This is a genomic window from Kitasatospora xanthocidica, assembly GCF_014656195.1.
Taxonomy (GTDB): Bacteria; Actinomycetota; Actinomycetes; order Streptomycetales; family Streptomycetaceae; genus Kitasatospora; species Kitasatospora xanthocidica.
On the sequence record NZ_BNBY01000011.1, the window covers coordinates 208,377 to 231,194 of the forward strand.

Below are 22,818 nucleotides of genomic sequence, written 5' to 3' on the forward strand. Positions count from 1 at the left end.
CCACCGGGGCCGGGCGGGTCAGCCGACCGAGCTGTTGTAGCTCTCGATCGCCGGCTGCAGCTCCTTGGCCGCGTCGGCCAGCGCCTGCTGGGCCGGCTTGCTGCCCGCGATGGTCTGCTCGATCGCGGTCTCCACGCCCTTGCGGGCCTGCGGCATCACACCGAGCAGGCAGCCGGCCGTGGCCGGGGTCGGCTTGGTGGCCTTCAGCTGGTCGATCGCGGTCTGGAACTGCGGGTACTTGGCCACCCACTCCTTGTCCTTGGGGTCGTCCAGGGACTTCTTGTTGACCGGGAAGTAGCCGGTGCCGGTGTGCCAGGCGGCCTGCTGCTCGGGGGCCGTCAGGAACTTCTCGAACTCCCAGGCCGCGCGCTTCTCGGCGTCCGAGTGGCCGGGGCCGCTGATCCACAGCGAGGCACCGCCGATCACCGGGCCGCCCTGGTCGGCGGCGGTGACCTTCGGGAAGGCCGCCGTGCCGACGCCGAACTTCGCGGCCTCGGTGTAGCCGCGCAGCACGCCGGTGGACTCCAGGTGCATCGCGACCGTGCCGGCCTTGAAGGCGGCCTGGGCGTCGTCGGTGGTGCGGCCGGTGTTGGCCGCGTAGCCGCCCTTGACCAGGTCGGCCCACCACTGGACGATCCGGGCGCCCTGCGCGGAGTCGAAGACGACCTTGCCGGCCTTGTTGCTGCGGCCGTTGTCGTTGTCGCAGTACATGGTGCCGGACTCGGCCAGCAGCTGCTCGACGAACCAGCCGTAGATGGCGGCGCCGAAGCCGTAGCGGACGGTCTTGCCGTCGGCGTCCTTCTTGGTCAGCTTCTTCGCCAGCTCGCCCAGCTCGTCGAGGTCCTTGGGCGCCTGCGCCGGGTCGAGGCCGGCCTCCTTGAACGCGTCGGTGTTCAGGTAGAGCAGCGGCATCGAGGAGTTGAACGGCATCGACTGGAGCTTGCCGCCGACCGAGTAGTAGTTGCGGATGTTGGCGTCCAGGTCGTCCAGCGAGAAGGCGTCCTTGTCGGCGAAGGCCTGGGCCGGGACGGTCTGCTTGGAGTCGATCATGAAGCGGGTACCGATGTCGTAGACCTGCACCAGGGCGGGGGTGCCCTTCTGCTGCACCGCGGCCTTGTACTTGGTGACCAGCTCGTCGTACTTGCCCTGGAACTGCGGCTTGATCTCGATCTTGCCCTGGTGCGCGGCGTTGAACTGGTTGACCAGCCCGGTGAGCACCTCGGCGTTCTTGCCGGTCATCGAGTGCCAGAACTCGACGCCGGTCACGCCGGAGGCCTGGTCGAGCGCCTGGGCGCCGGGCGCGGCGGCGTCGTTGGAGCCGCCGGAGCCGGATCCGGAGTCGCCGGAGGAACTGCAGGCGGTCAGGGACAGGCCGGCCACCAGCAGGGCCGCGAGCGCGCGTGCACTCTTGTTCACGAGGGATCTCTCTCTGGTCGAAGCAGACGGACGGACGTGGAGCGGGTCAGCGCACCGCGTGGAGCGGGTCAGCGCACCGCGTGGAGCGGGTCGGCACACCACGTGGAGCGGGTCAGCGCACCGCGCCCGCGGTGAGGCCGCGGACGATGAAGCGCTGGCCGAAGACCACCAGGGCGAGGGTGGGCAGCAGGGAGAGGACGACACCGGCCAGGATCAGTCCGGGGTCGGCCATCTCGGAGTCGCGCAGCGAGGTCAGACCGATCTGCAGGGTCTGCATGTTCGCCGTGCGGGTGATGATCAGCGGCCAGAAGTACTGGTTCCAGGCGGACAGGAACACGTAGATCGACAGCGCCGCGAGCGCGGGCTTGTTCAGCGGGACGACGATCCGCCACAGGAAGCGCCAGTGGCCGGCGCCGTCGATCCGGGCTGCGTCCCGCAGTTCCCCGGGCAGCTGGCGGAACGCCTGGCGCAGCATGAAGGTGCCGAATCCGGAGGCGAGGAAGGGCAGCACCAGACCGAAGTAGGTGTTGCCTAGCCCCCAGCCCGACAGCGTCAGGTAGTTGGGGATGATGATGGCCTCCCACGGGACCATCAGCGTCGCCAGGAACACCCCGAACACCGCCGCCCGCGCCTTCAGCGGCAGGAAGACGAAGGCGTACGCGGCCAGGACCGAGGTGAACAGCTGGGCCAGGGTGATGACGGTGGCCACGATCGCCGAGTTGGCGTACTGACGGGCCAGCGGGATCGCGTCCACGGCGCCGGAGAAGTTCCGCCCGGTGACCGAGTGCGGCACCAACGCGGGCGGGTACGAGGAGAGTTCGGACGGGCCCATGAACGCGCCGGCGACCGCGTAGTACACCGGGAAGGCGACGGTGACGACGGCGACGGCGAGCAGCAGGTAGACGGCGGCGCGGCCGAGCAGGTCGCGCGGGGAGCGCCCGGCGAGGGTACGGGTGCGCGGGCGGGGCGCCTTCGACGCCTCGGGCGCCTCGGCTTCGGTGGCGATGCTGGTCATGCGTAGTGCACCTTCCGCTCCAGGACGCCGAACTGGACGGCCGTGCAGGCGAGGACGACCACGAGCAGCACCACGGCCTGGGCGCTCGCGGTGCCGAAGTCGCTGGAGCCGTAGGCGAAGGCCTTCTCGTAGACCGAGTAGACGAGGGTCCGGGTGGAGCCGTCCGGCCCGCCCTTGGTGAGGATGTGGATCTGGCCGAAGCTCTGCAGCGCGTGGACGGTGGAGACCACGGTCAGGAAGAACAGGTTGGGGCCGAGCATCGGGACGGTGATCGAGCGGGCCAGCCGCAGGCCCGACGCGCCGTCGATGCGGGCCGCCTCGACGATCTCGCCGGGGATCGAGCCGATGCCGGCGGAGAGCACCAGCACGTTGTAGCCCAGGTTCATCCAGACCGTGGTGACGGCCACCGAGACCAGCGCGTAGCGGGAGTCGGTCAGCCAGCCGATCGGGCCGAGGCCGACGTGCGAGAGCAGGCCGTTGAGCACCCCGCTCGCGGGGTTGAAGAACACCGCGAAGACCACCGACGCGCTGGCCACCGAGAAGGCGAACGGCAGCGCGAACGCGGAGCGCAGCAGTCGTACGCCCCGGATCCGGTTCTCCAGGAGCAGCACCAGCACCAGCGCGCCGAGCACCCCGGGCACCACGGTGAACAGGGTGAACAGCGCCGTGGTGACGAGGGTGCGGCGGAAGTCCGCCGAGGTCAGCAGGTCGGTGTAGTGCTTCATCCCGACGTAGCGGGAGGGCGCGCCGAAGAGGTCGTTGGCGTGCCCGCTCAGGTAGATCGTCCGGCCCAGCGGGTAGCCGATGAAGAGGACGAAGACCACCAGGGAGGGCAGCAGGAAGGCCCAGGCGAGCCCGTGTTCACCCCAGCGGTTTCGTCGGCCCGCCCGGGGCGCGGTGTGCGGTGCGGTCGGCATGCGGTGCGCGTCCGCCTTTCGTGATGTCGGTTCCGGCCGAAACCGTGTCCTGCCCACACGACGCGGCGGAAACCCCGCGGTGATCAACCGGTGTCACCGGGATTACGCGTTCGCGTCAGATTTCGGCCGGTCGTGCCCGGAGGGGCGCCCGGGCGGGCTCCCGGACGGCCGGTGAGCGGCCGGTGAGCGGCTGGTGCAGGGCCGTTAAGCAGCCGGTGCACGGCCGTTGAGCAGCCGTTTGAGCAGCCGCTCAGCGGCCGCCGCGCGGTCCGTCGGCCTGTCGGAGGGGTGCCGTACGGTGCGCGGGTGGACGAAACGGAATTCGACATACGGGCCGCAATGGCCGAAAGTCTGCGCAGCCGCGCGGGCTCCTGGGCCCTCGTCAGCGGCTTCGCCGCGTACTGGGGCGAACCGCTCGGACCGGACGACGGCTTCGAGGACGCCGAACTCGACGCGGCCGAGCACCGCCTCGGCCTGCGGCTGCCGGCGGCGCTGCGCGAGGCGTACCGGCTGTTCGGCCGACGGGCGGACCTGACCAGCAACCAGGACGTGCTGCTGACGCCGGACGAGCTGTACGTCCTGGACGGCGCGCTGGTCTACCGGGCGGAGAACCAGGGCTGCGCGCACTGGGGGGTGCTGCTCGGCGACGTGGACCGGGAGGACCCGCCGACGGTGTTCCGGCTGGACCTGGCCGACCCGTCGCAGGAGCGCTGGGAGCCCTGGGAGGAGCGCTTCTCGACGGCCGCCGCCGTGATGGCGATGACGGAGAAGCTGTTGGAGGACCACGAGCTGGCCGACTTCATCGAGTCGGAGGACGAGCTCCCGGACGGCTTCGAGGAGCTGCCGGCGCTCGGCCGGGGCTGCCGCTGGTACCGGGGGCCGGACGTGCTGGTCTCGGTGGTCGAGGACGCCTGGACGGCGGGCCGGGCCCGCACCCCGGAGGCCCTGGAGGCCCTGTACGAGGCGGTGCCCGGGGACTGGCTGGGCGAGTGAGCCCACCCCGGGGGCGGGCCCGAGGTGAGCCCCGGGACGAACCCCGCCTGACCGCGGCCCTCGGGTCGCGGTCGGGCGGTGGCCCCCGGTGGGGGTCGGCGGTCCGGCCGCCGGGGTGTCGGCCGGCCGGGCCGCCGCGGGGGTTCGGGTGACGGCCGGTCCGGGGCCGGGCCGCCGGACCATCGGGCCGCCACGGGTCAGGCGGAGGAGCCGCCGTCCAGCACGAGGTCGCTGCCGACGGTGTACCCCGCCTCGTCCGAGGCCAGGTACAGCACCGCGGCCGCGATCTCCTCCACCGCGCCGGCCCGGCCGACCGGGACGTCGGCCCTCATCCGCTCGGCCTTCTCGACGGCGCTCTCCCCCGGCCGGCCGGACATCGGGGTGTCCACCGCGCCCGGGCTCACCGTGTTGATCCGCACGCCGTCGGCGATGTGGTCGAGGGCGGCGGCCCGGGTGAGCGCGGTGACGGCGGCCTTGCTGGCCGCGTAGGCGCCGACGCCCGGGACCCGGCGGTGAGCACCCAGGTTGGACGAGACGTTGACGATCGCGCCGCCGCCGTTCGCCCGCAGGTGACCGATCTGGTGCTTCATCGCGAACAGGGTGCCGGTGACGTTGACGGAGATCAGCCGCTGCCAGTCGGCCTCGTCGATGTCGGCGACCGGGCCGAGCGCGCCGATCACCCCGGCGTTGTTGACGGCGACGTCCAGCCCGCCGAGCGACGCGACGGTCTCGCGGACCAGCCGGGCGGCATCCTCGCTGATCGCCACGTCGCCGGTCAGCGCGACGGCCTTGCCGCCGGCCTGCTCGATCAGCTCGACGGTCTCGGCGAGCGGGCCCGCGGTACGGCCGGCGACCGCCACCCGGGCGCCCTCCCGGGCGAAGGCGAGCGCGATGGCCCGCCCGATGCCGCTGCCACCGCCGGTGACCAGGACGGACTTGTCGGCGAAACGCGTGGTCATGATGATCCTTTCGTGGATGCCCCGGCTTCAACGGGGAGAGAAAACAGACCAGCTGACGAACTATCATCGAAACCGTGACTTCTCACGTGAAGCGGTCTTTCAGATTCCGCTTCTATCCGACCGATGCGCAGGCAGCAGAGCTGTCGCGGACGTTCGGATGCGTGCGCAAGGTCTACAACCTGGCGCTTGAGGCCCGCACCGAGGCCTGGCAGCAGCGACAGGAGCGGGTCAGCTACAACGCCACGTCGGCAATGCTGACCGCGTGGAAGAAGACCGAAGAACTGGCCTACCTCCGCGAGGTGTCGTCGGTCCCGTTGCAGCAGACGCTGCGGCACCTGCAGGGGGCTTTCACCAACTTCTTCGCCAAGCACGCGTCGTACCCGAGGTTCAAGTCCCGGAAGAAGTCCCGCGCGTCCGCCGAGTACACCAGCTCCGCATTCCGCTTGCGGGATGGCCGGCTGACGCTGGCGAAGATGGCGGAGCCACTGGAGATCGTCTGGTCCCGGCCGCTGCCCGAAGGCAGTACGCCGACCACGGTCACCGTCTCGCAGGACTCGGCTGGTCGCTGGTTCGTCTCGCTTCTGTGCGACGACCAGCCGGTACCGATGCCCGAGACCGCCGAAGCCGTGGGCATCGACGCCGGTATCAGCTCGCTGCTCTCCCTGTCCCGGCCGATCGAGGGCCTGACCGACCGACAGGGGAAGATCCGCAACCCGAGACACGAACGGATGGACCATGAGCGCCTGGCGAAGGCGCAGCGCGGTCTTGCCCGTAAGGCGAAAGGGTCGAAGAATCGGGAGAAGGCCCGATTGAAGGTCGGCCGGGCGCATGCCCGGATCGCGGACCGACGCAGGGACCTCCTGCACAAGGTCACCACCGCTCTCGTGCGTGAGAACCAAACGCTCGTGATCGAAGACCTGGCGGTCCGAAACCTGCTCAGGAACCGCACTCTGGCCCGCGCCATCGCCGATGCATCCTGGTCCGAGCTGCGGTCCATGCTGGAGTACAAGGCGCGGTGGTACGGGCGGGAGCTGGTCGTGATCGACCGCTGGTTCCCCTCCTCCAAGCTGTGCTCGAATTGCGGCACCCTGCAAGGCAGGATGCCGCTCAACGTCCGCGCGTGGACGTGCGGCTGCGGAGCGACCCATGACCGGGACGTGAACGCAGCCATCAATATCCTGGCCGCCGGGCTGGCGGTCGCAGCCTGTGGAGACGGTGTAAGACCTCAACGGAGCACTCCGGGCGGGCAGTCGTCGATGAAGCAGGAAGTCGTCCCACCGCAGCGCACACGCGCAGCGGCTCAGCCGCGAGGCTGAGGGGAATCCCCCGCGCTCGCGTGGGGAGGAAGTCAAGATCGTGAAGATCAGCACCGCCTGCACCACGCCGAGCAGCGCGAAGCCGGACCGGCCCGCTGTGGTAACACTCATCGAAAGCCCCCTCCCCTATATAGACCATTCGGTCCAGAATGAGCCCAAAAAAACTCCGCTCCACCGGCCACGCCGGGGGTCACTCCGGACCCAGCAGCACCAGCGCCTGCTCGGCGGCGTCCCGCACCCGGGTCGCGCCCTCGCCGGTCTTGCCCATCACCCGCATGCCCTGCATCAGCACCATCAGCATCCGGGCGAGCGGCCGCGGCTCCCGCCCGGCGGGCAGTTCGCCCTGCGCCTCGGCGCGCACCAGGGCGGCGGTCAGCACCGCCTCCAGGTGCCCGAGGCTCGCCCCCACCCGGCGGGCCGCCGACGGGTCGTGCGGAGCGAGTTCGACGGCCGTGTTGGTGACGAAGCACCCGCGCTCCCGCCGGTCCCCGGCCGACTCCTCCGCGTACCGGCGAACCATCGCCCGCACGGCCGGCAGCACCGGCCCCGGCTGGGACAGCTCCGCCAGCAGCACCGGGTCGGTCTGCTCGGCATAGCGCTCCAGCGCCCGCAGGTAGAGCTCGTGCTTGCTCCCGAAGGTGGCGTAGATGCTGGCCCGGGCGATGCCCAGGCCCTCGACCAGGTCGGCCATCGAGGTGGCCTCGTAGCCGCGCCGCCAGAACAGCTCCAGGGCCGTCTGCAGCGCCGCGTCCGGGTCGAATTCCTTCGTTCGCGCCATGACCTGAACGCTAGTCCTTTCGAGACCGATCGGTCAAGAAAAGCTCCACCAATGAAACTTGACGACTTGTGACAACACATGACTGACCATTGACAATTAAACAAAAGCAAGCCTACCCTTACCGACTCTCCCTCCTTCTCCCCATACACAGGAGGCGTTCCGGCATGACCACACGCTCCCCCAACACCCCCCGCCAAGCCGCCGAGGCCGCCAGGCCACTGGTACTGACGGCCTTTCGGATCGTCGTCGGCCTGCTCTTCGCCTGCCACGGCGCCGCCTCGCTCTTCGGCGTCCTCGGCGGCGCCAAGGGCGGCGGCACCGTCCCGTTCGGCCAGTGGCCGGGCTGGTGGGCCGCGCTGATCCAGCTGGTCGGCGGCATCCTGGTACTGCTCGGCGCCGGCACCAGGACGGCCGCCCTGCTGAGCTCCGGCTCGATGGCGTACGCCTACTTCACCGTCCACCAGGAGCACGCGCTGCTCCCGTTGCAGAACGGGGGCGAGGCCTCGGTGATGTTCTGCTGGGCGTTCCTCGCCATCGCGGTGCTCGGCTCCGGCCCGTACGCCCTGGACCGGCTGCTCACCCGCCAGCCGGCGGCCGCGGCGGCCGAACCGGTCGCGCAGCCGAGCTCGACGAGCTGAGCGGAACGGGCCCGGTCGCTCGAAACCGGGTTCGAGCGACCGGGCCCAGACCCACCAGGCCGGACCCAGCCCCACCGGGCCGGGCTCAGCCCTCGGCCAGGTAGCGCTCCACCGTGGCGACCTTGGCGGTGAGGCCGTCGGTGACCCCGGCCCGGTCGTCGATCTTGATGACCGTGCTGACCCGGTTGCTGTGCTCCTTCACCGCCTCGATCGCCGCACGGATCACCGGCATCACCTCGTCCCACTCCCCCTCGACGCTGGTGAACATCGCGTCCGTACGGTTCGGCAGGCCGCTCGCGCGGACCACCCGGACGGCGGCGGCCACCGCCTCCCCCACGTCCTCGCCGATCCCCAGCGGGGTCACCGAAAAGGCTGCGATCACAGTCCCACCTCTCTGGTCGCGGCCCGAGACCGGGCCGCGACCAGGCTAGACCGCCGACCAGGCCAGGCAGCCGACCAGGCCAGGCAGCCGGCCAGGCCAGGCCGCCGACCGGTCAGGCCACGGTGGGCAGCGGCGGCTCGACGGCCAGGGGCGCGGTGGAGCGGGCCCGGTGCTGGGCGGCCCAGGAGGCGAGGGCGACGGTGCAGGCGTGGTCCAGGTGGCGCAGCCCGGACCAGTCCAGCTCCACCGGCCGGTCGTCCGGCAGCCGTTCCAGGGTGTCCAGCAGCCGGGGCAGCCGCAGGAAGGTGGCGTTGCCGCTCAGCCGGACCCGGTGCAGCGCCTGTCCGGTCGGCAGCACCGACTCCTCCACGGCGATCTGCAGGTGCGAGGTCTGCCAGGCGGACTTGACCACCGCCAGCCCGACGCCGATCAGTACCCCTTCGAACAGGTCGGTGGCGATGATCGCGACCGCCGTCACCACGAGCACCAGCGCCTCGCCCCGGTGGCCCCGGCAGAGCGCGGCGATCCGGCGCAGCGGCACCAGCTTCGCACCGGCGTGGACCAGGACGGCGGCCAGGGCGGTGAGCGGGACGAGCCCGAGCGCGCCGGGCAGCAGCGCGGTGAACAGCAGCAGCCAGAACCCGTGCAGGAAGCGGGAGGCCTTGGTCCGCGCGCCGGCCTGGACGTTGGTCGCGCTGCGGACGATCACCGCGGTCATCGGGAGGGCCCCGAGCAGCCCGCAGACGGTGTTGCCGACGCCCTGCGCGGTGAGTTCGCGGTCGTAGTCGGTGCGCGGGCCGTGGTGCATCCGGTCGACGGCGGCGGCGCTGAACAGCGTCTCGGCGGAGGCGATCAGGGTGAAGGCGACGACCGTGCCGATCCCGGCGGTGCCGGCCAGCGCGCCGAGCGAGGCGCGGTCGGGCAGCTGGACGACGTCGAGCAGGCCGGCCACCCGGACCCGGGCGACGGGCAGGTCCGCGGCGGCGGTGACGGCGGCGGCGAGTCCGACCGCGGCCAGCGGCGCGGGGAGGGCGCGGGCGGCGCGTTCCGGCAGGTATTTCCAGCCGATCAGCACCAGCAGGGTGCCGAGGCCGAGGGCGACCGCGCTCGGCTCGGCGGCGGCGGTCAGGGCGTCCTTCACCAGGGCGGGAAGTCCGGCGATCTTGTCCGGTCCGGTGGCGGGGGCGCGGCGGTCGGCGAGCGCGTAGAGCTGGCCGAGGACCAGGGTCAGGCCGATGCCGGCCAGCATGCCGTGCACCACCGAGGCGGACATCGCGCGGAACCAGCGGCCGAGCCGCAGCGCGCCCATCGTCAGCTGGAGCAGGCCGGTGGCGAGCACCAGCAGGCCGAGCGCGCCGACGCCGAACTCGCGGACGGCGTCGGCGACCAGCACGGTCAGCCCGGCGGCGGGCCCGCTGACCTGGAGGCTGCTGCCGGGCAGGAGTCCGACCACCAGGCCGCCCACGATGCCGGTGACCAGGCCGAGTTCGGCCGGGACGCCGGAGGCGACGGCCACCCCGACGCAGAGCGGGAGGGCGACCAGGAAGACCACCAGCGAGGCGGGCAGGTCCTGGCGCCAGGGCAGGGCGCGCAGCGCGGCGATCGGGGGCCGGGGCCGGCGGCCCGGCGGGGCGTTCTTCCGGGGGCGGCCCGGCGGGCTCTCGCTCCGGTGCGGCGGCCGGGTCATCCGGTCACCACCGGGGGTCGGACGGGGGTACAGCAGCGCATGGGGACGTTCCTTCCGCGCGCCCGCCGCTGCGGGCACGCCGTTGCGGTGCGGGGAGGTGCGGTGCGGGAGGTGCGGTGATTGCGGTACGGGAGGTGCCGTGCGGCGGCAGCCGTGCACGGCTGCCGCCGTACGGGCGGGGCGGTGTACGGGCGGGACCGTGTACGGGCGGGGCGGCGGGGACCGGGCGGGGCGGCGGGACCGGGCGGGTGCGCGGGGACGGGGGAGAGGGACCGCGGAACGGCGGCGACGGCGGTGCGGCCGCGGCTCCCTCCGGGCGGGCCGGAGGACGGCGGCGGATGTCGGGCCGGTGTCGGGTCGGTGCGGTCGTCTGTGCGGCCGGGGGGTGCGTCCCTCACTCGGGTGCGGCGGACCGGGCGCGCCGGCCCTGGACGGGGCCGCCGACGGAGTCCCCCGCTCCCCCGGCGCTCCCCAACCCCCCTGCCGCGGCCTCGGTTGGACCTGACGGGCCCGGCGTGCCACCGACGGTACCCAGGGCGGCGGGGGCGGCCCACCTCGGGCACCGTCCCTTCACCGGCACTGCACACCGGCCGCGCTTCCCGGCGCGGAGCGTCCGCTTCCCCGCGTACACCTGCGCGGATGCCGACTCCGCGTACGAATTCCGCCCACTGGACGGCCCTGGCCAAGGCTTCCACATTCTGTTGAAGTCCCCCTTGACGCCCCGACGGGGCCCGTCCTACCTTGTTTCCACATACAGAAACCGTTCTTCCGTATGGTGGAATTCAGGAGATGAGCCCTCCGAGCCACTGCGGGCCGACGCAGGAGAGACCCGATGCCTCGTATGACAGCCGCCCGCGCGGCCGTGGAGATCCTCAAGCTCGAAGGCGTTGAGGTCGCGTTCGGCGTGCCGGGCGCAGCCATCAACCCGTTCTACGCCGCCCTCAAGGCCTCCGGCGGCATCAGGCACACGCTGGCCCGGCACGTCGAGGGCGCGTCCCACATGGCCGAGGGCTACACCCGTGCCGCGGCCGGCAACATCGGGGTGTGCATCGGTACGTCCGGCCCGGCCGGCACCGACATGATCACCGGCCTGTACTCGGCGATCGCCGACTCCATCCCGATCCTCTGCATCACCGGCCAGGCGCCCGTCGCCCGGCTGCACAAGGAGGACTTCCAGGCCGTCGACATCGCCTCGATCGCCAAGCCGGTCACCAAGGCCGCGACCACCGTCCTGGAGGCCGCGCAGGTCCCCGGCGTCTTCCAGCAGGCCTTCCACCTGATGCGCTCCGGCCGCCCCGGCCCGGTCCTGATCGACCTGCCGATCGACGTCCAGCTGACCGAGATCGACTTCGACCCGGAGGCCTACCAGCCGCTCCCGGTCTACAAGCCGGCCGCCAACCGCATCCAGATCGAGAAGGCCATCGCGCTGCTCCAGCAGTCGGAGCGCCCGCTGATCGTGGCCGGCGGCGGCGTCATCAACGCCGACGCCTCGGCGCTGCTGCTGGAGTTCGCCGAGCTCACCGGCGTCCCGGTGGTCCCGACCCTGATGGGCTGGGGCATCGTCCCGGACGACCACGAGCTGAACGCCGGCATGGTCGGCCTGCAGACCTCGCACCGCTACGGCAACGAGAACTTCCTCGCCTCCGACTTCGTCCTCGGCATCGGCAACCGCTGGGCCAACCGCCACACCGGCGGCCTGGACGTCTACACCGCGGGCCGCACCTTCGTCCACGTCGACGTCGAGCCCACCCAGATCGGCAAGATCTTCGCCCCGACGCTCGGCATCGCCTCCGACGCCAAGGCCGCGCTGGAGCTCTTCGTCCAGGTCGCCCGGGAGCTCAAGGCCGCCGGCACGCTCAAGGACCGCAGCGCGTGGGCCGCCTCCACCCAGCAGCGCAAGGCCACCCTGCAGCGCCGCACCCACTTCGACAACGTGCCGCTCAAGCCGCAGCGCGTCTACGAGGAGATGAACCGGGCGTTCGGGCCGGAGACCCGCTACGTCACCACCATCGGCCTGTCCCAGATCGCCGGCGCCCAGATGCTGCACGTCTACAAGCCGCGGCACTGGATCAACTGCGGCCAGGCCGGCCCGCTCGGCTGGACCATCCCGGCCGCGCTGGGCGTCGCCACCGCCGACCCGGAGGGCCAGGTCGTCGCGCTCTCCGGCGACTACGACTTCCAGTTCATGATCGAGGAGCTCGCGGTCGGCGCCCAGCACCGGATCCCGTACGTCCACGTGCTGGTCAACAACTCCTACCTGGGCCTGATCCGCCAGGCGCAGCGCAACTTCGACATCGACTTCCAGGTCAAGCTGGAGTTCGAGAACATCAACGCGCCGGAGCTGGGCGTCTACGGCGTCGACCACGTCAAGGTCGCCGAGGGCCTGGGCTGCAAGGCGATCCGGGTCACCGAGCCGGAGGGCCTGCTGCCCGCCTTCGAGGAGGCCAAGAAGCTGGCCGCCGAGTTCCGCGTCCCGGTCGTGGTCGAGGCGATCCTGGAGCGGGTCACCAACATCGCGATGAGCGGCAGCGACATCGACAAGGTCAACGAGTTCGAGGAGCTCGCCACCCTCCCCGAGCACGCGCCGACGGCCGTCAAGCCGCTCGCGCTCTGACCCGGCGCGCGGGGGCGTACGAGCCGCTCCGTACGCCCCCGCGCTCACGGAACACCTGCGGCGCCGGCACGGTTGACCCGTCCGGGGCCGCTACCGTGTGCCCGGGCGCGAGCCCGCTTCCGACCTGCCGAAAGGACCACCCCCGTGAGCCTGTACGACATCCCGCTGCGCACCCTCGCCGGCGAGCCCACCTCGCTGGCCGAGTACAAGGGCAAGGCGCTGCTGATCGTCAACGTCGCCTCCAAGTGCGGCCTGACCCCGCAGTACGCCGGCCTGGAGCGCCTGCAGGAGCGCTACGCCGGGCGCGGGTTCACCGTGCTGGGCGTGCCCTGCAACCAGTTCGCCGGGCAGGAGCCGGGCAGCGCCGAGGAGATCCAGACCTTCTGCTCCACCACCTACGGCGTGACCTTCCCGCTCCTGGAGAAGCTGGACGTCAACGGCGACGACCGCCACCCGCTCTTCCAGCAGCTCACCCAGGTCGCCGACGCCGAGGGCGAGGCCGGGGACGTCGCCTGGAACTTCGAGAAGTTCCTGATCTCCCCCGACGGCACCGTCGCCGCCCGCATCCGCCCCCGCGTCGACCCGGAGGCCCCGGAGCTGATCACCGCCCTGGAGGCCGTCCTCCCGGCCTGACGCCTCCATCGCGCGACCGGCCCGGACCGCTGAGCGGTCCGGGCCGGTCCGTGTGCCGTCAGGGCCGGTCCGTGTGCCGTCAGGGCCGGTCAGGGCGCCATCAGGCGGGCGTCAGCAGCTGGTGTTGGACGTGATCATGATGCCGGTCACGGTTCCGAGCGATCCGATGCTGTTCTGGTCGTGGGACGCGTTCGAGAGGCACTCGTAGCCCACGGAGCCGCCGCCGTAGTCGACGCGCAGCCACACCGTGTCCTGGTTCCTGGTGTTGACGGCGCTGAAGCCCGGCCCGTGGTGCGTGCCCTGGTAGTAGCTGGTGATGTCCCGGAACTCGGCCACGATGGTGCTGCTGCTCGGGCCGTCGTAGATGCAGACGTACGGGTAGGGGCAGCCGTCCTGGGAGTCGGCGTGCGCGCCCGTGGCGCCGACCAGTGACATGGCCAGCATGGAGACGCCGACGGCGCCGGTCGCCGCCAGCTTCCTGAGTCCGTTTCGCATGGTCTTCCTCTTCTCTACGGGTGTCCCGTCCCGCCGGTTCGGCGGAACGGCGATCGAGGGGACGGCGGCGGGCGGACGAGGGGGCAGTCCCCCGCCGGTCACCCGCGCCGCTCTCCGGGGGCGCTCCCCGGGCGTCGTCGGCTCGGGCCGATCAGCTGTAGGTGGGGACGAACGGCTGGCAGGAGCCGTTGGGGCCGGCGGCCGAGTCGGTCCAGTCGTAGTTCAGCAGCTTGCTGCCCGTCGCCGGGCCGACGACGCCGTCCGCCTGGCTGCTGCCGAGGAAGACCTGCTGGAAGTTCCGCACGGCGCCATCGGTCCGCGGACCCCACTGGCTGTCCTCGGAGATCGTCGCCTGACCGCTCGCCCGCAGGTAGTCGTTGACCAGGTGCTGCACGCACCACACCCCGGTGCCCGAGGTGGTGTGGCCGTACCCGAGCCAGGCGGCGCCGGTCGACGCCTGCGCGGTGCCGGCCAGTGCGGCGGTGGAGAGCGTGAGGGCGGCGGCCGCGACCAGGCCGCGGCGGATCGACTTCTTGAGCATGGTGGTCCTCTTTTACGGTGGGTGCGGGCTGTTCGAGCCGCGGGAGCGTGCAGGGGAGCGCACGGACGGATCCCGGGATCCCCCCGGGTGCGTCGATCGAGAACGCGGATGCCCCAACAGCGGTGTGTCCGGCCCGAGTTCCGCCGGAGGGCGGCTACGGTCCCGGGGCGACTCCGATGGCCTCCGGGGGACGTGGCCCCGGGGTGCGGCCACCACCCTGACAGGTGGTCACAGTGGCGGCAACCCTTGATCCACCGTCCCAACGTCTCAGGTGTTCGCGGGTCTCTGACCTGTGGGTTGGGACGTCTCACAGCTCCGGGCGGGCCGTGCCGCGGCAACGCCGCCGCCTCCTCGCCGGGTGATGCCGGGATGCCCCCCGGATTCCGGTGATCCCGGGGATTCCAGGGGGAGACACGACCGGCCCCCCGGTGTGAGACGTCTCAACTTCCGCACCGCGGGGGCACGGTCCACTCGCCCGTTCCACCTCGTCAGGACGCGGTGAGACGGTGGGACGGCCCCGCGCCGCCGTCCGCACGGCGGGCCGCGCCGGCCTTCCGGTCGGTAGGTTGTCCCACCAGCGAGAGCCGTCGTCACGGCTCCGCGCAACCGGAGTCACGCCGATTCACGGGCGGGCTCCCCCTACGCGGCTCCCCCCTGCGTGCCACCGACCGGTGCGACCCAGGACGGCGGGGGCCGCGACACGAACCCCGGCGTCGGCCCGCGGGCGGACACGTCCCCGATCCTCGACCGGGTGTCACCGATTGCTGAACGGGAGACAGCGGATGACCATCATGACCAAACTCGGCAAGGGCGCCCTGGCGCTGGCGATGGCGGGCGCCTCGGTGCTCGGCGTCACGGGCGCGGCCAACGCCAGCCCCGGCGCGTCCTACATCGGACCCGGCCACACCACCTCCGGCGTCGGCGTGTGGTGCGTCCAGCACAGCATCAACTACTACCTCGACCACAACGGCTCGGCCTACCGCGGCTCCGCCCCGTACTGGTCGCTCGACGAGGACAGTCAGTGGGGCCCCAAGACGGAGGCCGAGGTCCGCTGGTTCCAGGCGCACTGGAACTACGACCAGGACGGCGTCGTGGGGCCGATCACCGGTCACCAGATCCTCGTCTACGGGGACCCCTCCTACAGCGGGACCCCGTGGGACGGCCCGGGCTCCTGCTACTGGCAGGTCCCCAGCGACCACATGTACGGCGCGTAGGCACCCGGCCGGGTGGTGTCGGGCGCCCCTCGCGTCCCGGACACCACCCGGCGGCCACCACCCGGCGGCCACCACCGGCGACGGTCCGGAACGAGCCGCCGGGCGGCTCAGCGCGGAGCGTCCTCGCCCGGGGAGCGGTGGCGGAGGGCGTCCTGGGAGTCGACGTACTTGAGCATGAGGCGGGCGAACTCCAGGCGCTCCCGCTCGGTCCAGTCGGCGGTGATGTGCTCGAAGGCCGAGCGCTGGTGGCGGCCGAAGCGGGCCATCAGCTCGCGGCCTCCGGGGCTCAGCCGGAGGACGGTGCGGCGGCCGTCCTGCTGGGAGGCTTCACGGACCAGATGGCCGGCCGAGATGCAGTCGGAGACCATGCGGCTGGCCACCGACGGGTCCACCCCCAGGTGGCGCGCGACCGCGCCGACGGTGATCTCACCGGCGGCCGACTCGTTCGCCGTGGCCCCTTGCTCGGCCCCTTGCTCCGCTTCCAGCACGATTCGGAGCACCAGCGTGCGGCTGAGGTCCTTCTGGGAGATCGGGTCCTCGACGTCCAGGAGCGAGGAGCGCCGCAGCTTCCCGAAGGCCGGGCCCACGGCGTCCAGCAGCTCGTCCGCCGTCTTCGGCTCGTGCTTCGTCATGCCCCCATCGTACCGACATGGATGACTCCACGAAGGCATGTGTTGACTAACAAATATGTGCATGCAAGCATGCATGTGTCAGCAAGCAATGAATGGAGCCCTCCATGACCATCCTCGTCACCGGCGCCCGCGGCAAGGTCGGCCAAGCCGTCATCGACCGCCTGCACGCCGCCGGCCTCACCGTCCGCGCCGCCAGCGCCAACCCCGCCGAACTGACCGTCCCGACGGGTGTCCAGGTCGCCGAGCTCTCCCTCGACCGGCCCGAGACCTTCGACGCCGCGCTCCGCGGCGTCCGCCAGGTCTTCCTCTACCCCCAGCCCGCCGGCATCCACGAACTGGTCAAGGCCGCCGAGGCCGCCGGCGTCGAGCACGTCGTCCTGCTCTCCTCGTCCTCCGTCCTCGGCCCCGACGCCGCGAACGACCCGCTCGCGAGCCACAGCCTCCGGGTCGAACGCGCCCTCGCCGACTCCGACCTCACCCGCACGTTCCTGCGCCCGGACGCCTTCGCCAGCAACGCCCTCGGCTGGGCGCACTTCATCGGCCGGTCGATGCCGGTCCGGCTCGCCTACCCGGACGCCGGCATCGCTCCCATCCACCCCGAGGACATCGCCGACATCGCCGTCGAGGCACTGACCGGCACCTCCCTCACCGGCCGCTCGGTCACCCTGACCGGCCCCGAGTCGCTCACCTTCCGCGAGCAACTCGCCCTCCTCGCCGACACCCTCGGCCGTGAGATCCCGGTCGAGCGGATCACCCGCGCCGAGGCCGAGCAGCAGATGGGCGCCCACATGCCCGCGCCGATGGTCTCCTCGCTGCTCGACCTGTGGCAGGCCGCCGACCACGGTCCCGCGGCCATCGCCGACACCACCCTGACCCTCCTCGGCCGTCCCGCCCGCACCTTCCACCAGTGGGCCCGCGAGAACGTCGCCGCCTTCACCCCGCGCTGATCCGCGCCCGCCCCCTCGGCGACACCCGCCCCCGACGTCACCGACCCTCGCAGGAGCACGACATGAAGCCCATCGGCTACTGGCTCAACCGCACCGACAAGGCCCTCACCGGCCACATGAACTCCATGCTGGCCGAGTTCGGCCTCACCCGACTCGCCTGGCAGGTCCTCAACGTGGTCGCGGACGACCCGCGGGCCACCGACACCCGGATCCTGGCCGTGCTGGCCGCCAACGCCGATGCCGACGCCCTGGCCGACGCCGTCGAGACCGTCCTCGCCGGCGACTGGGCCGCCCGCCCGGAGCCGGGCCGCCTCGCCCTGACCGCCGACGGCCGCGCCCGCCTCGCCCAGGTCGCCGAACGCGTCGACGCCTTCCGCGAGCGGTCGGCGGCCGGCATCACCGACGAGGAGTACCGGATCGCCGTCACCGTCCTGGAGCGGATGACCCACAACCTGGAGAGCGGAGCCGGACATTGACCCCGCCCGGGCCGCCCCGCGCTCAACGGCGGAGAACATCACTGCCGCGAACATGACGGGTCCGGGCCGGACCGGGAGTAACCTGGACATCACCGAAGGCACTCCGCATGCTGGCACCGGATACTGGCGTCGTCTCCGGCGAACGGCAATACCGGACCCGGCCCCGTGGACCGGGCCCGGGGACAGGCCCTTGATCATGACCACGATGCTCGATCGTGCGACGACGCCCACCGCCCCGGATCCCACCGCACGGCTCTCCCTCGCACCCCGTGGTGTGCGGCCCGGCCGCCTGGACGGAGCCTGGTGGCCCCGCTCGCGTGATCTTCTCCTCGAACTCCCCGCCCTGGCCGCCGACATCGACGAGCAGTGGGGCCGGATCACCCGGATCACCGTGAACCCCGCGCAGTGGCCCGTCATCCCCCCGCGGATCCCGGTCGCCGGGCACACCGTCCACGCGGGCTGGTTCAGCGCCGAGCAGGACGAGCACACGATCGCGGTGTTCTCGTACGCCCCGCGTCGGCTGAACCTGCTGGTCGTCCCGCCGGAGACGGACGCCGTCGGTGCCGCCCGGCTGATGGCCGAGGCCTCCAGTCCCGCGAACACCATGGCCGCGAGCGCTCTGCTCGCCGTGGAGACGGGCGGCGGCGCGCAGGGGCCGCGGTCCCGCTCCGCCTTCCTGCCGTCGGCCGTCGCCCCCTCCGACGGCGCCGGTGAGGCGGGCCGGCGGGCCGATGTCGCCCGCAGCCGGGCCGCCTCCTGGCCGGTACCCGCGTAGCCGGCGGGAGCCGCCGGGGAGTGTGTGCGCCCCGGCGGGCGCGTCCTTACGGTTCAGCGGCCTCACGGTTCGACGGTCTTACGGTTCGGCGGCCTTACGGTTCATCCGATCCGGATCGCCGTCCGTAGTCGGAGGCGCTACGCAGGTAGGAGCCCACGACCTGGAGCCACGCGCCGGGGCCGAAGCACACCTCGATCCGGTACGGCGTGTCCTCGAAGACCCGCAGGACGCGCAGCGCGCCACTCGGATGCAGGTCGTACTCGAAGGTGACGCCGTCCGCGCCGTCCTCGTACTGCAAGTCCAGCGGCCCCTTCGACGGTTCGGCCGGGGCCCTGGCCTCGGCCGAGAGTTTCACGTAGACGGACATCGTTCCGTCCCGCCTTTCCTGGACTCACGCCCGGCCCCGCCGAGCGAGGCCCGACCGTCGGGGAACGGCCTCCGGGCCGCCCCGACATCCCCACGGTACTCCGCCCGCGCCGGGCCGACCCGTCCGGTCGGGAGAACCGGCGCGGAGGCCCACCGGCCGGACGGCCCGGGGCGGGGCGTCGGTCTGCTTCAGGGGCACAGGGCGGCGTCGATGGCCTTCCTGGCGGGCTCCAGGTCGGTGATGCCGGCCGGTTCGACCGTCAGCGCGACGCCGACGGCGCGTCCGTCCTCGGTGGCGGCGCTCCAGGTCCCGTAGCCCGGGATGCCGCCGTTGTGGAACCACACGGTCGCGCCGCAGGACAGCGTCGTCCGCATGATCCCCAGCCCGAAGCCGTCGCCGGAGCCGGGCCCCCCGACGTCGACGGTGGCACGCATCTGCCGGAGCTGGGGGTCGGCGAGCAGGCGGTGGCCGCGCATGAGCTCGGCGAAGAACGTGGCGAGGTCGGAGTCGGTGGACACCATCGCACCACCCGCCCAGGCCGCGGAGGGGTCGATCTCGGTGACGTCGCGCAGCGCTCCGCCCGGGCCGTCCGCGCGGTAGCCCCGGGGGTGGCGCTCCCGGAGGGTGGTCTCGCCGGGGGCGGGAAGGTAGGTGTGGCGCAGCCCGATGGGCCGGATGACGCGGCGGTCGATGACCTCGGCGAGGGGCCGACCGGTGACCTTCTCCACGATCAGGCCGGCCACCAGGTAGTTCGTGCTGCTGTACCCCCAGGCCGTTCCCGGGGGGAAGGCCGCTTCGTGCCGCAGCGCGATGTCCAGGGCGTCGCGTGGGGAGACGTAGCGGCGCCGGAGGATGGACTCGGTGACGTCCGGCTCGTACTCGGGAAGTCCGGCGGTGTGCTGCAGGAGTTGACGCACCGTGATCCGGTTCCCGTCGATGCCCTTCCCCCGGACGAGACCGGGCAGGTGCTTCTCGACCGGGTCGTCGAGGCCGATCTCGCCCTCACCGACCAGTTGCAGCACGACCACCGCGGTGAACGTCTTGGTGATGCTGCCGATCCGCACCTGGCCGTCCCGGGGCACCTTCGCACCGGTGACCCGGTCCCCGACCCCCGCCGTGTAGGTACGGGTGCGACCGGCCTCGTCACGGACGGCGGCCAGCGCGCCGGGCACCCGGTCGGGGCTGACCGCCGCGTCCAGCAGCGCCTGGACGGCGTCCGGCTTGGCGGGCGCCGGGGCGGCGACGGCGGCCGGGGCGAGCGCGCCGGCCGCGATGACGCCGACCGAAAGGGCGCCGGCGGCCACGGCGACGACGGTCGTCCTCCCGCGATGCGGGACGCGGAACCGTTGTGATGCAAGGAAGTTCACGGAATCTCACCTCTGCTGGTGCGTGCGGTCCGGGCTGCGCACCGGGGCGTCCCGGCGCCGTTCCACGACATCACGCGGTCGAGAGGGCCGTCGTCGCCGCCGAGGACGAAGGGCAACCGGGCCGGGAATCCCCCTTCCTCCCGGCGCCTCCTCCTGCCGACGTACGCGCACCGCGCCGCCGGAGGCGACGCGGTGCGGCACGGGGGTGCGGGTCACGGGCGCACCCGCGACCCCCACCGTCCTGCGGTACGACGGGCTGGCGGGGTGGCTCAGCCCTCACCGATCCCGCTGGTCTGGGAGAGCGGGACGCACCCGGGGGTCTCCTTGGTCAGCGAGATGTCCAGGTTCCCGACGGTGCCCGGGTGGAGCGCACCCTTGGGGGCCGTGTTGATCAGCAGCAGGCTTTCGCCCGGCGGGATGGCGGCGGGGTGCAGGATCGCGATGCGGCCGTTCCGGGGATCCAGCGACATCACCGACTCCAGCCGGCTGCCGTCGGTGGCCACCGGGGTGTGGCAGGACTCCGACGGCGTCATGACCAGCGCGGGCACGCCCACCGAGCGCAGCGCGCTCTGGAGCCCGGACCAGTCGGCGCCGATCAGCTGGAAGGAGACGGTGCCGTCCGTGTTGGGGGTCACCGAGTAGGAGGCGGTGGTGAGCTGCACCGCGGCCGGGCCGCCGCTGGCCGTCGGGGCGGCGGCGGGGCCGGCCTGCGGCTTGGGGGCGGTGCCGTCACCGCCGGTGTGCGGCATCAGGACGACCCCGGTGACGGCGGCGGCCAGCCCGAGGCCGGTCACCACCAGCCTGCGGGTGTGGCGCGGCCGGACCCGGGCCGTGGTGGCGGTGACGGTGGTGGCGGGCAGGTCCGCGGCGCGGGCTGCGAGTTCGGCGCCGAGCTGCTGCCGGAAGTTCAGGGGCGTGGTCACGAGGCGGCCTCCAGGAGAGCGTTCACGGACGTACTGGTGGTACCGGACTCCGGCATCGCCTTCTGCAGCGCCTTGCGGGCCCGGTGCAGCCGTACCCGGGCGGTGGCCGCGCTGATGCCCAGCGCCTTGGCCGCCTCACGGACGGCCAGGCCGTCGACGGCCACCAGGTCCAGCACCGCGCGCAGCGGCTCGGACAGGGCGGCGTGCCGGGCGGCCAGGCCACGGGCCTCGCGGGCCGCGTCGATGCGTCCTTCGATCGCGGACACGTCCTGGTCGTCCAGCATCCGCTGACCGGCGATCCTGGCCACCGCGTTGAGCTCGCGGACATTGCCGCGGAAGTGCGCGGCCAGGACGTTGCGGGAGATGCCGTACAGCCAGGCGACGGGCGCGCCGCGGCGGGCGTCGTAACTGTCGGCCTGCTCCAGCGCCGTCAGGAAGATGTCGGCCGTCAGGTCGGCCGCCAGGTGCACGCTGTCGGTGCGCCGGGTGACGAAGCCGAGCACGGTGTCGAACTGCTGCTGGTAGAAGACGGCGAACGCCGCCGGGTCTCGCGAGGGTGGTGCTATCGGGTGGTGCTCCGCTGACACGGATGGCTCCTTGGGAGGACGAGCACTGCCTTACGTCTCTACTTGGCTCGGGCGCTCCGGAGCGTTACACGCGGCCGTCGCGACGGGCGTCGGGTGGCCTTCCGGTGGCCTTCCGGCGGCCGGCCCGGGCAGGATCGGGCTCGGGATCAGGCTCGGTCTCGGGATCACAGCAACAGCCGGGTCCCCGGCGGGAGTTCACCCGACCCGGCGGCGTCGTGCAGGTGCGCCAGCAGGGTGCCGCGCAGGGCTTCGGCGGCGCGGGTGGGCGGCACCTCGTGGCCGTGGGCGACGGCGATGGTGCGGCCGAGGCCCGGGCCGGCGAAGGGGGTGACCGTGAGGCCGGAGCGGGCGGCCACCATGCCGGGCACCACCGCGGGCCCGAGGCCGGCCCGGACGAAGCCGAGGACGGCGTCCATCTCGCCGCCCTCCACCGCGAACTCCGGCTCGAACCCGGCCGCCCGGCAGGCCGCCAGGGTGGCCTCGCGCACGTCGTAGCCCTCCCGGAACATCACCAGGGGGCGCCCCCGCAGCTCCGCCACCCGCGCCCTGCGCCGCCCCCGCCGCTCGGCCGAGACCAGGACCAGCTCCTCGTGCAGCAGCTCGGTGACGGCGAGCGCCGGTGCCTGCTCCCCGCTGGGCGGGGTGATGATCAGCGCGAGGTCCAGCTCCCCCGCCGACAGCGAGCGGACCAGGTCGCGCGAGCCGCCCTCGCGGACCACCAGCGCCACGCCGGGGTAGCGGTCCCGGAAGACCCGCAGCACGTCCGGCACCAGGCTGGTGCACAGGCTGGGCGGCGCGCCCAGCCGGACCCGGCCGCGGCGCAGCTGCACCGTCTCCTGGACGGCGAGGCGGGCGCTCTCGGTGTCCGCGAGGATGCGCCGGGCGAGCGGCAGCAGGGCGTCCCCGGCGTCGGTCAGGGCGATGTTGCCCCGGGTGCGGTGGAACAGCTCCGCGCCCAACTCCCTCTCCAGCGAACGGATCTGCTGGGAGAGGGAAGGCTGCGCCACGTGCGCCGCCTCGGCGGCCCGGGTGAAGTGGCGGGTCTCGGCGACGGCCAGGAAGTAGCGGAGTTGCTGGAGCTGCACCCGACCAGGATAGGCCGCGTCGATAGCCGGTGCCTATCGTCATGAGCCGCAGCATGTCTTG

Annotated in this window: 24 protein-coding genes; 9 read left to right on the forward strand and 15 right to left on the reverse strand. The window is 72.5% G+C overall.

From position 1 onward, the window contains the following. Positions 1-18 precede the first annotated feature (18 nt). The 3 genes from IE332_RS21530 to IE332_RS21540 form a co-directional block, all read right to left on the reverse strand. Positions 19-1,416 carry an ABC transporter substrate-binding protein gene (locus tag IE332_RS21530; RefSeq protein ID WP_189918855.1) on the reverse strand — a complete coding sequence of 466 codons (1,398 nt, stop codon included), beginning with the start codon at positions 1,414-1,416 and terminating at the stop codon, positions 19-21. 112 nt (positions 1,417-1,528) lie between these two features. After that, complete coding sequence (locus tag IE332_RS21535; RefSeq protein ID WP_189918856.1) at positions 1,529-2,431, reverse strand: carbohydrate ABC transporter permease; 903 nt, start codon at positions 2,429-2,431, stop codon at positions 1,529-1,531. Continuing rightward, on the reverse strand, positions 2,428-3,348 hold the full coding sequence (locus IE332_RS21540; protein ID WP_189918858.1) for a carbohydrate ABC transporter permease: 921 nt from the start codon (positions 3,346-3,348) through the stop codon (positions 2,428-2,430). Before IE332_RS21540 ends, IE332_RS21535 begins: the two co-directional genes overlap by 4 nt. Positions 3,349-3,654: 306 nt before the next feature. On the opposite strand from IE332_RS21540, the gene IE332_RS21545 reads away from it, so the two are divergent. Continuing rightward, complete coding sequence (locus IE332_RS21545; RefSeq protein ID WP_229928778.1) at positions 3,655-4,341, forward strand: SMI1/KNR4 family protein; 687 nt, start codon at positions 3,655-3,657, stop codon at positions 4,339-4,341. Positions 4,342-4,538: 197 nt separating this feature from the next. Here IE332_RS21545 and IE332_RS21550 read toward each other — a convergent pair whose 3' ends face one another. Then, a complete protein-coding gene (locus IE332_RS21550; RefSeq protein WP_189918860.1) occupies positions 4,539-5,300 on the reverse strand; it encodes an SDR family NAD(P)-dependent oxidoreductase in 762 nt (253 codons plus the stop codon). Between the two features lie 74 nt (positions 5,301-5,374). On the opposite strand from IE332_RS21550, the gene IE332_RS21555 reads away from it, so the two are divergent. Next, on the forward strand, positions 5,375-6,616 hold the full coding sequence (locus tag IE332_RS21555; RefSeq protein WP_373313780.1) for an RNA-guided endonuclease InsQ/TnpB family protein: 1,242 nt from the start codon (positions 5,375-5,377) through the stop codon (positions 6,614-6,616). 190 nt (positions 6,617-6,806) lie between these two features. Here IE332_RS21555 and IE332_RS21560 read toward each other — a convergent pair whose 3' ends face one another. Beyond that, a complete protein-coding gene (locus IE332_RS21560; RefSeq protein WP_189918862.1) occupies positions 6,807-7,394 on the reverse strand; it encodes a TetR/AcrR family transcriptional regulator in 588 nt (195 codons plus the stop codon). 164 nt (positions 7,395-7,558) lie between these two features. Here IE332_RS21560 and IE332_RS21565 point away from each other — a divergent pair, with 164 nt between their 5' ends. Next, positions 7,559-8,032, forward strand: a complete 474-nt coding sequence (locus tag IE332_RS21565; RefSeq protein ID WP_189918881.1) for a DoxX family protein — start codon at positions 7,559-7,561, stop codon at positions 8,030-8,032. Positions 8,033-8,117: 85 nt separating this feature from the next. Here IE332_RS21565 and IE332_RS21570 read toward each other — a convergent pair whose 3' ends face one another. Both IE332_RS21570 and IE332_RS21575 read right to left on the reverse strand, forming a co-directional pair. Then, positions 8,118-8,414, reverse strand: coding sequence for an MTH1187 family thiamine-binding protein (locus IE332_RS21570; protein ID WP_189918883.1), 297 nt, complete (start codon positions 8,412-8,414; stop codon positions 8,118-8,120). Positions 8,415-8,526: 112 nt separating this feature from the next. After that, positions 8,527-10,101 (reverse strand): SulP family inorganic anion transporter, encoded by a 1,575-nt coding sequence (locus IE332_RS21575; RefSeq protein ID WP_189918885.1) that lies wholly within the window; start codon positions 10,099-10,101, stop codon positions 8,527-8,529. An 841-nt stretch (positions 10,102-10,942) separates the two neighbouring features. Between IE332_RS21575 and gcl the strand changes: the two genes are divergently transcribed. Both gcl and IE332_RS21585 read left to right on the forward strand, forming a co-directional pair. Further along, positions 10,943-12,715, forward strand: coding sequence for a glyoxylate carboligase (gene gcl, locus IE332_RS21580; RefSeq protein WP_189918967.1), 1,773 nt, complete (start codon positions 10,943-10,945; stop codon positions 12,713-12,715). A gap of 144 nt (positions 12,716-12,859) precedes the next feature. Beyond that, a complete protein-coding gene (locus tag IE332_RS21585) occupies positions 12,860-13,348 on the forward strand; it encodes a glutathione peroxidase (RefSeq protein WP_189918887.1) in 489 nt (162 codons plus the stop codon). Between the two features lie 111 nt (positions 13,349-13,459). On the opposite strand, the gene IE332_RS21590 is transcribed toward IE332_RS21585, so the two are convergent. After that, positions 13,460-13,843: a hypothetical protein gene (locus tag IE332_RS21590; protein ID WP_189918889.1), complete on the reverse strand. Its 384-nt coding sequence runs from the start codon at positions 13,841-13,843 to the stop codon at positions 13,460-13,462. A gap of 151 nt (positions 13,844-13,994) precedes the next feature. Beyond that, positions 13,995-14,384, reverse strand: coding sequence for a peptidoglycan-binding domain-containing protein (locus IE332_RS21595; RefSeq protein ID WP_189918891.1), 390 nt, complete (start codon positions 14,382-14,384; stop codon positions 13,995-13,997). 782 nt (positions 14,385-15,166) lie between these two features. On the opposite strand from IE332_RS21595, the gene IE332_RS21600 reads away from it, so the two are divergent. Next, positions 15,167-15,598, forward strand: a complete 432-nt coding sequence (locus IE332_RS21600; protein ID WP_189918893.1) for a peptidoglycan-binding domain-containing protein — start codon at positions 15,167-15,169, stop codon at positions 15,596-15,598. Between the two features lie 107 nt (positions 15,599-15,705). Here the strand turns inward: IE332_RS21600 and IE332_RS21605 are convergent, their stop codons facing one another. Next, positions 15,706-16,230, reverse strand: coding sequence for a MarR family winged helix-turn-helix transcriptional regulator (locus tag IE332_RS21605; RefSeq protein WP_189918895.1), 525 nt, complete (start codon positions 16,228-16,230; stop codon positions 15,706-15,708). A gap of 104 nt (positions 16,231-16,334) precedes the next feature. On the opposite strand from IE332_RS21605, the gene IE332_RS21610 reads away from it, so the two are divergent. The 3 genes from IE332_RS21610 to IE332_RS21620 all read left to right on the forward strand — a co-directional run bounded on the left by IE332_RS21610 (position 16,335) and on the right by IE332_RS21620 (position 18,428). Next, positions 16,335-17,177, forward strand: coding sequence for an NAD(P)H-binding protein (locus IE332_RS21610; RefSeq protein WP_189918897.1), 843 nt, complete (start codon positions 16,335-16,337; stop codon positions 17,175-17,177). 62 nt (positions 17,178-17,239) lie between these two features. Then, positions 17,240-17,653, forward strand: a complete 414-nt coding sequence (locus IE332_RS21615; RefSeq protein ID WP_189918899.1) for a winged helix DNA-binding protein — start codon at positions 17,240-17,242, stop codon at positions 17,651-17,653. Between the two features lie 205 nt (positions 17,654-17,858). Further along, the gene (locus IE332_RS21620; protein WP_189918901.1) at positions 17,859-18,428 is read left to right on the forward strand and encodes a DUF5994 family protein; all 570 of its coding nucleotides are present in this window, start codon (positions 17,859-17,861) and stop codon (positions 18,426-18,428) included. A gap of 94 nt (positions 18,429-18,522) precedes the next feature. On the opposite strand, the gene IE332_RS21625 is transcribed toward IE332_RS21620, so the two are convergent. The 5 genes from IE332_RS21625 to IE332_RS21645 all read right to left on the reverse strand — a co-directional run bounded on the left by IE332_RS21625 (position 18,523) and on the right by IE332_RS21645 (position 22,757). Continuing rightward, positions 18,523-18,795, reverse strand: coding sequence for a hypothetical protein (locus tag IE332_RS21625; RefSeq protein WP_189918903.1), 273 nt, complete (start codon positions 18,793-18,795; stop codon positions 18,523-18,525). 188 nt (positions 18,796-18,983) lie between these two features. Beyond that, positions 18,984-20,099 carry a serine hydrolase domain-containing protein gene (locus IE332_RS21630; protein ID WP_229928780.1) on the reverse strand — a complete coding sequence of 372 codons (1,116 nt, stop codon included), beginning with the start codon at positions 20,097-20,099 and terminating at the stop codon, positions 18,984-18,986. A gap of 332 nt (positions 20,100-20,431) precedes the next feature. Further along, entirely contained in the window at positions 20,432-21,085 is a 654-nt protein-coding gene (locus IE332_RS21635; protein ID WP_189918905.1) for a hypothetical protein, read from the reverse strand. Next, the gene (locus IE332_RS21640) at positions 21,082-21,672 is read right to left on the reverse strand and encodes an RNA polymerase sigma factor (protein ID WP_229928781.1); all 591 of its coding nucleotides are present in this window, start codon (positions 21,670-21,672) and stop codon (positions 21,082-21,084) included. The genes IE332_RS21635 and IE332_RS21640 overlap by 4 nt, the downstream gene beginning before the upstream one ends. Before the next feature lie 164 nt (positions 21,673-21,836). Further along, a complete protein-coding gene (locus IE332_RS21645) occupies positions 21,837-22,757 on the reverse strand; it encodes a LysR family transcriptional regulator (RefSeq protein ID WP_189918907.1) in 921 nt (306 codons plus the stop codon). Positions 22,758-22,818 lie beyond the last annotated feature (61 nt).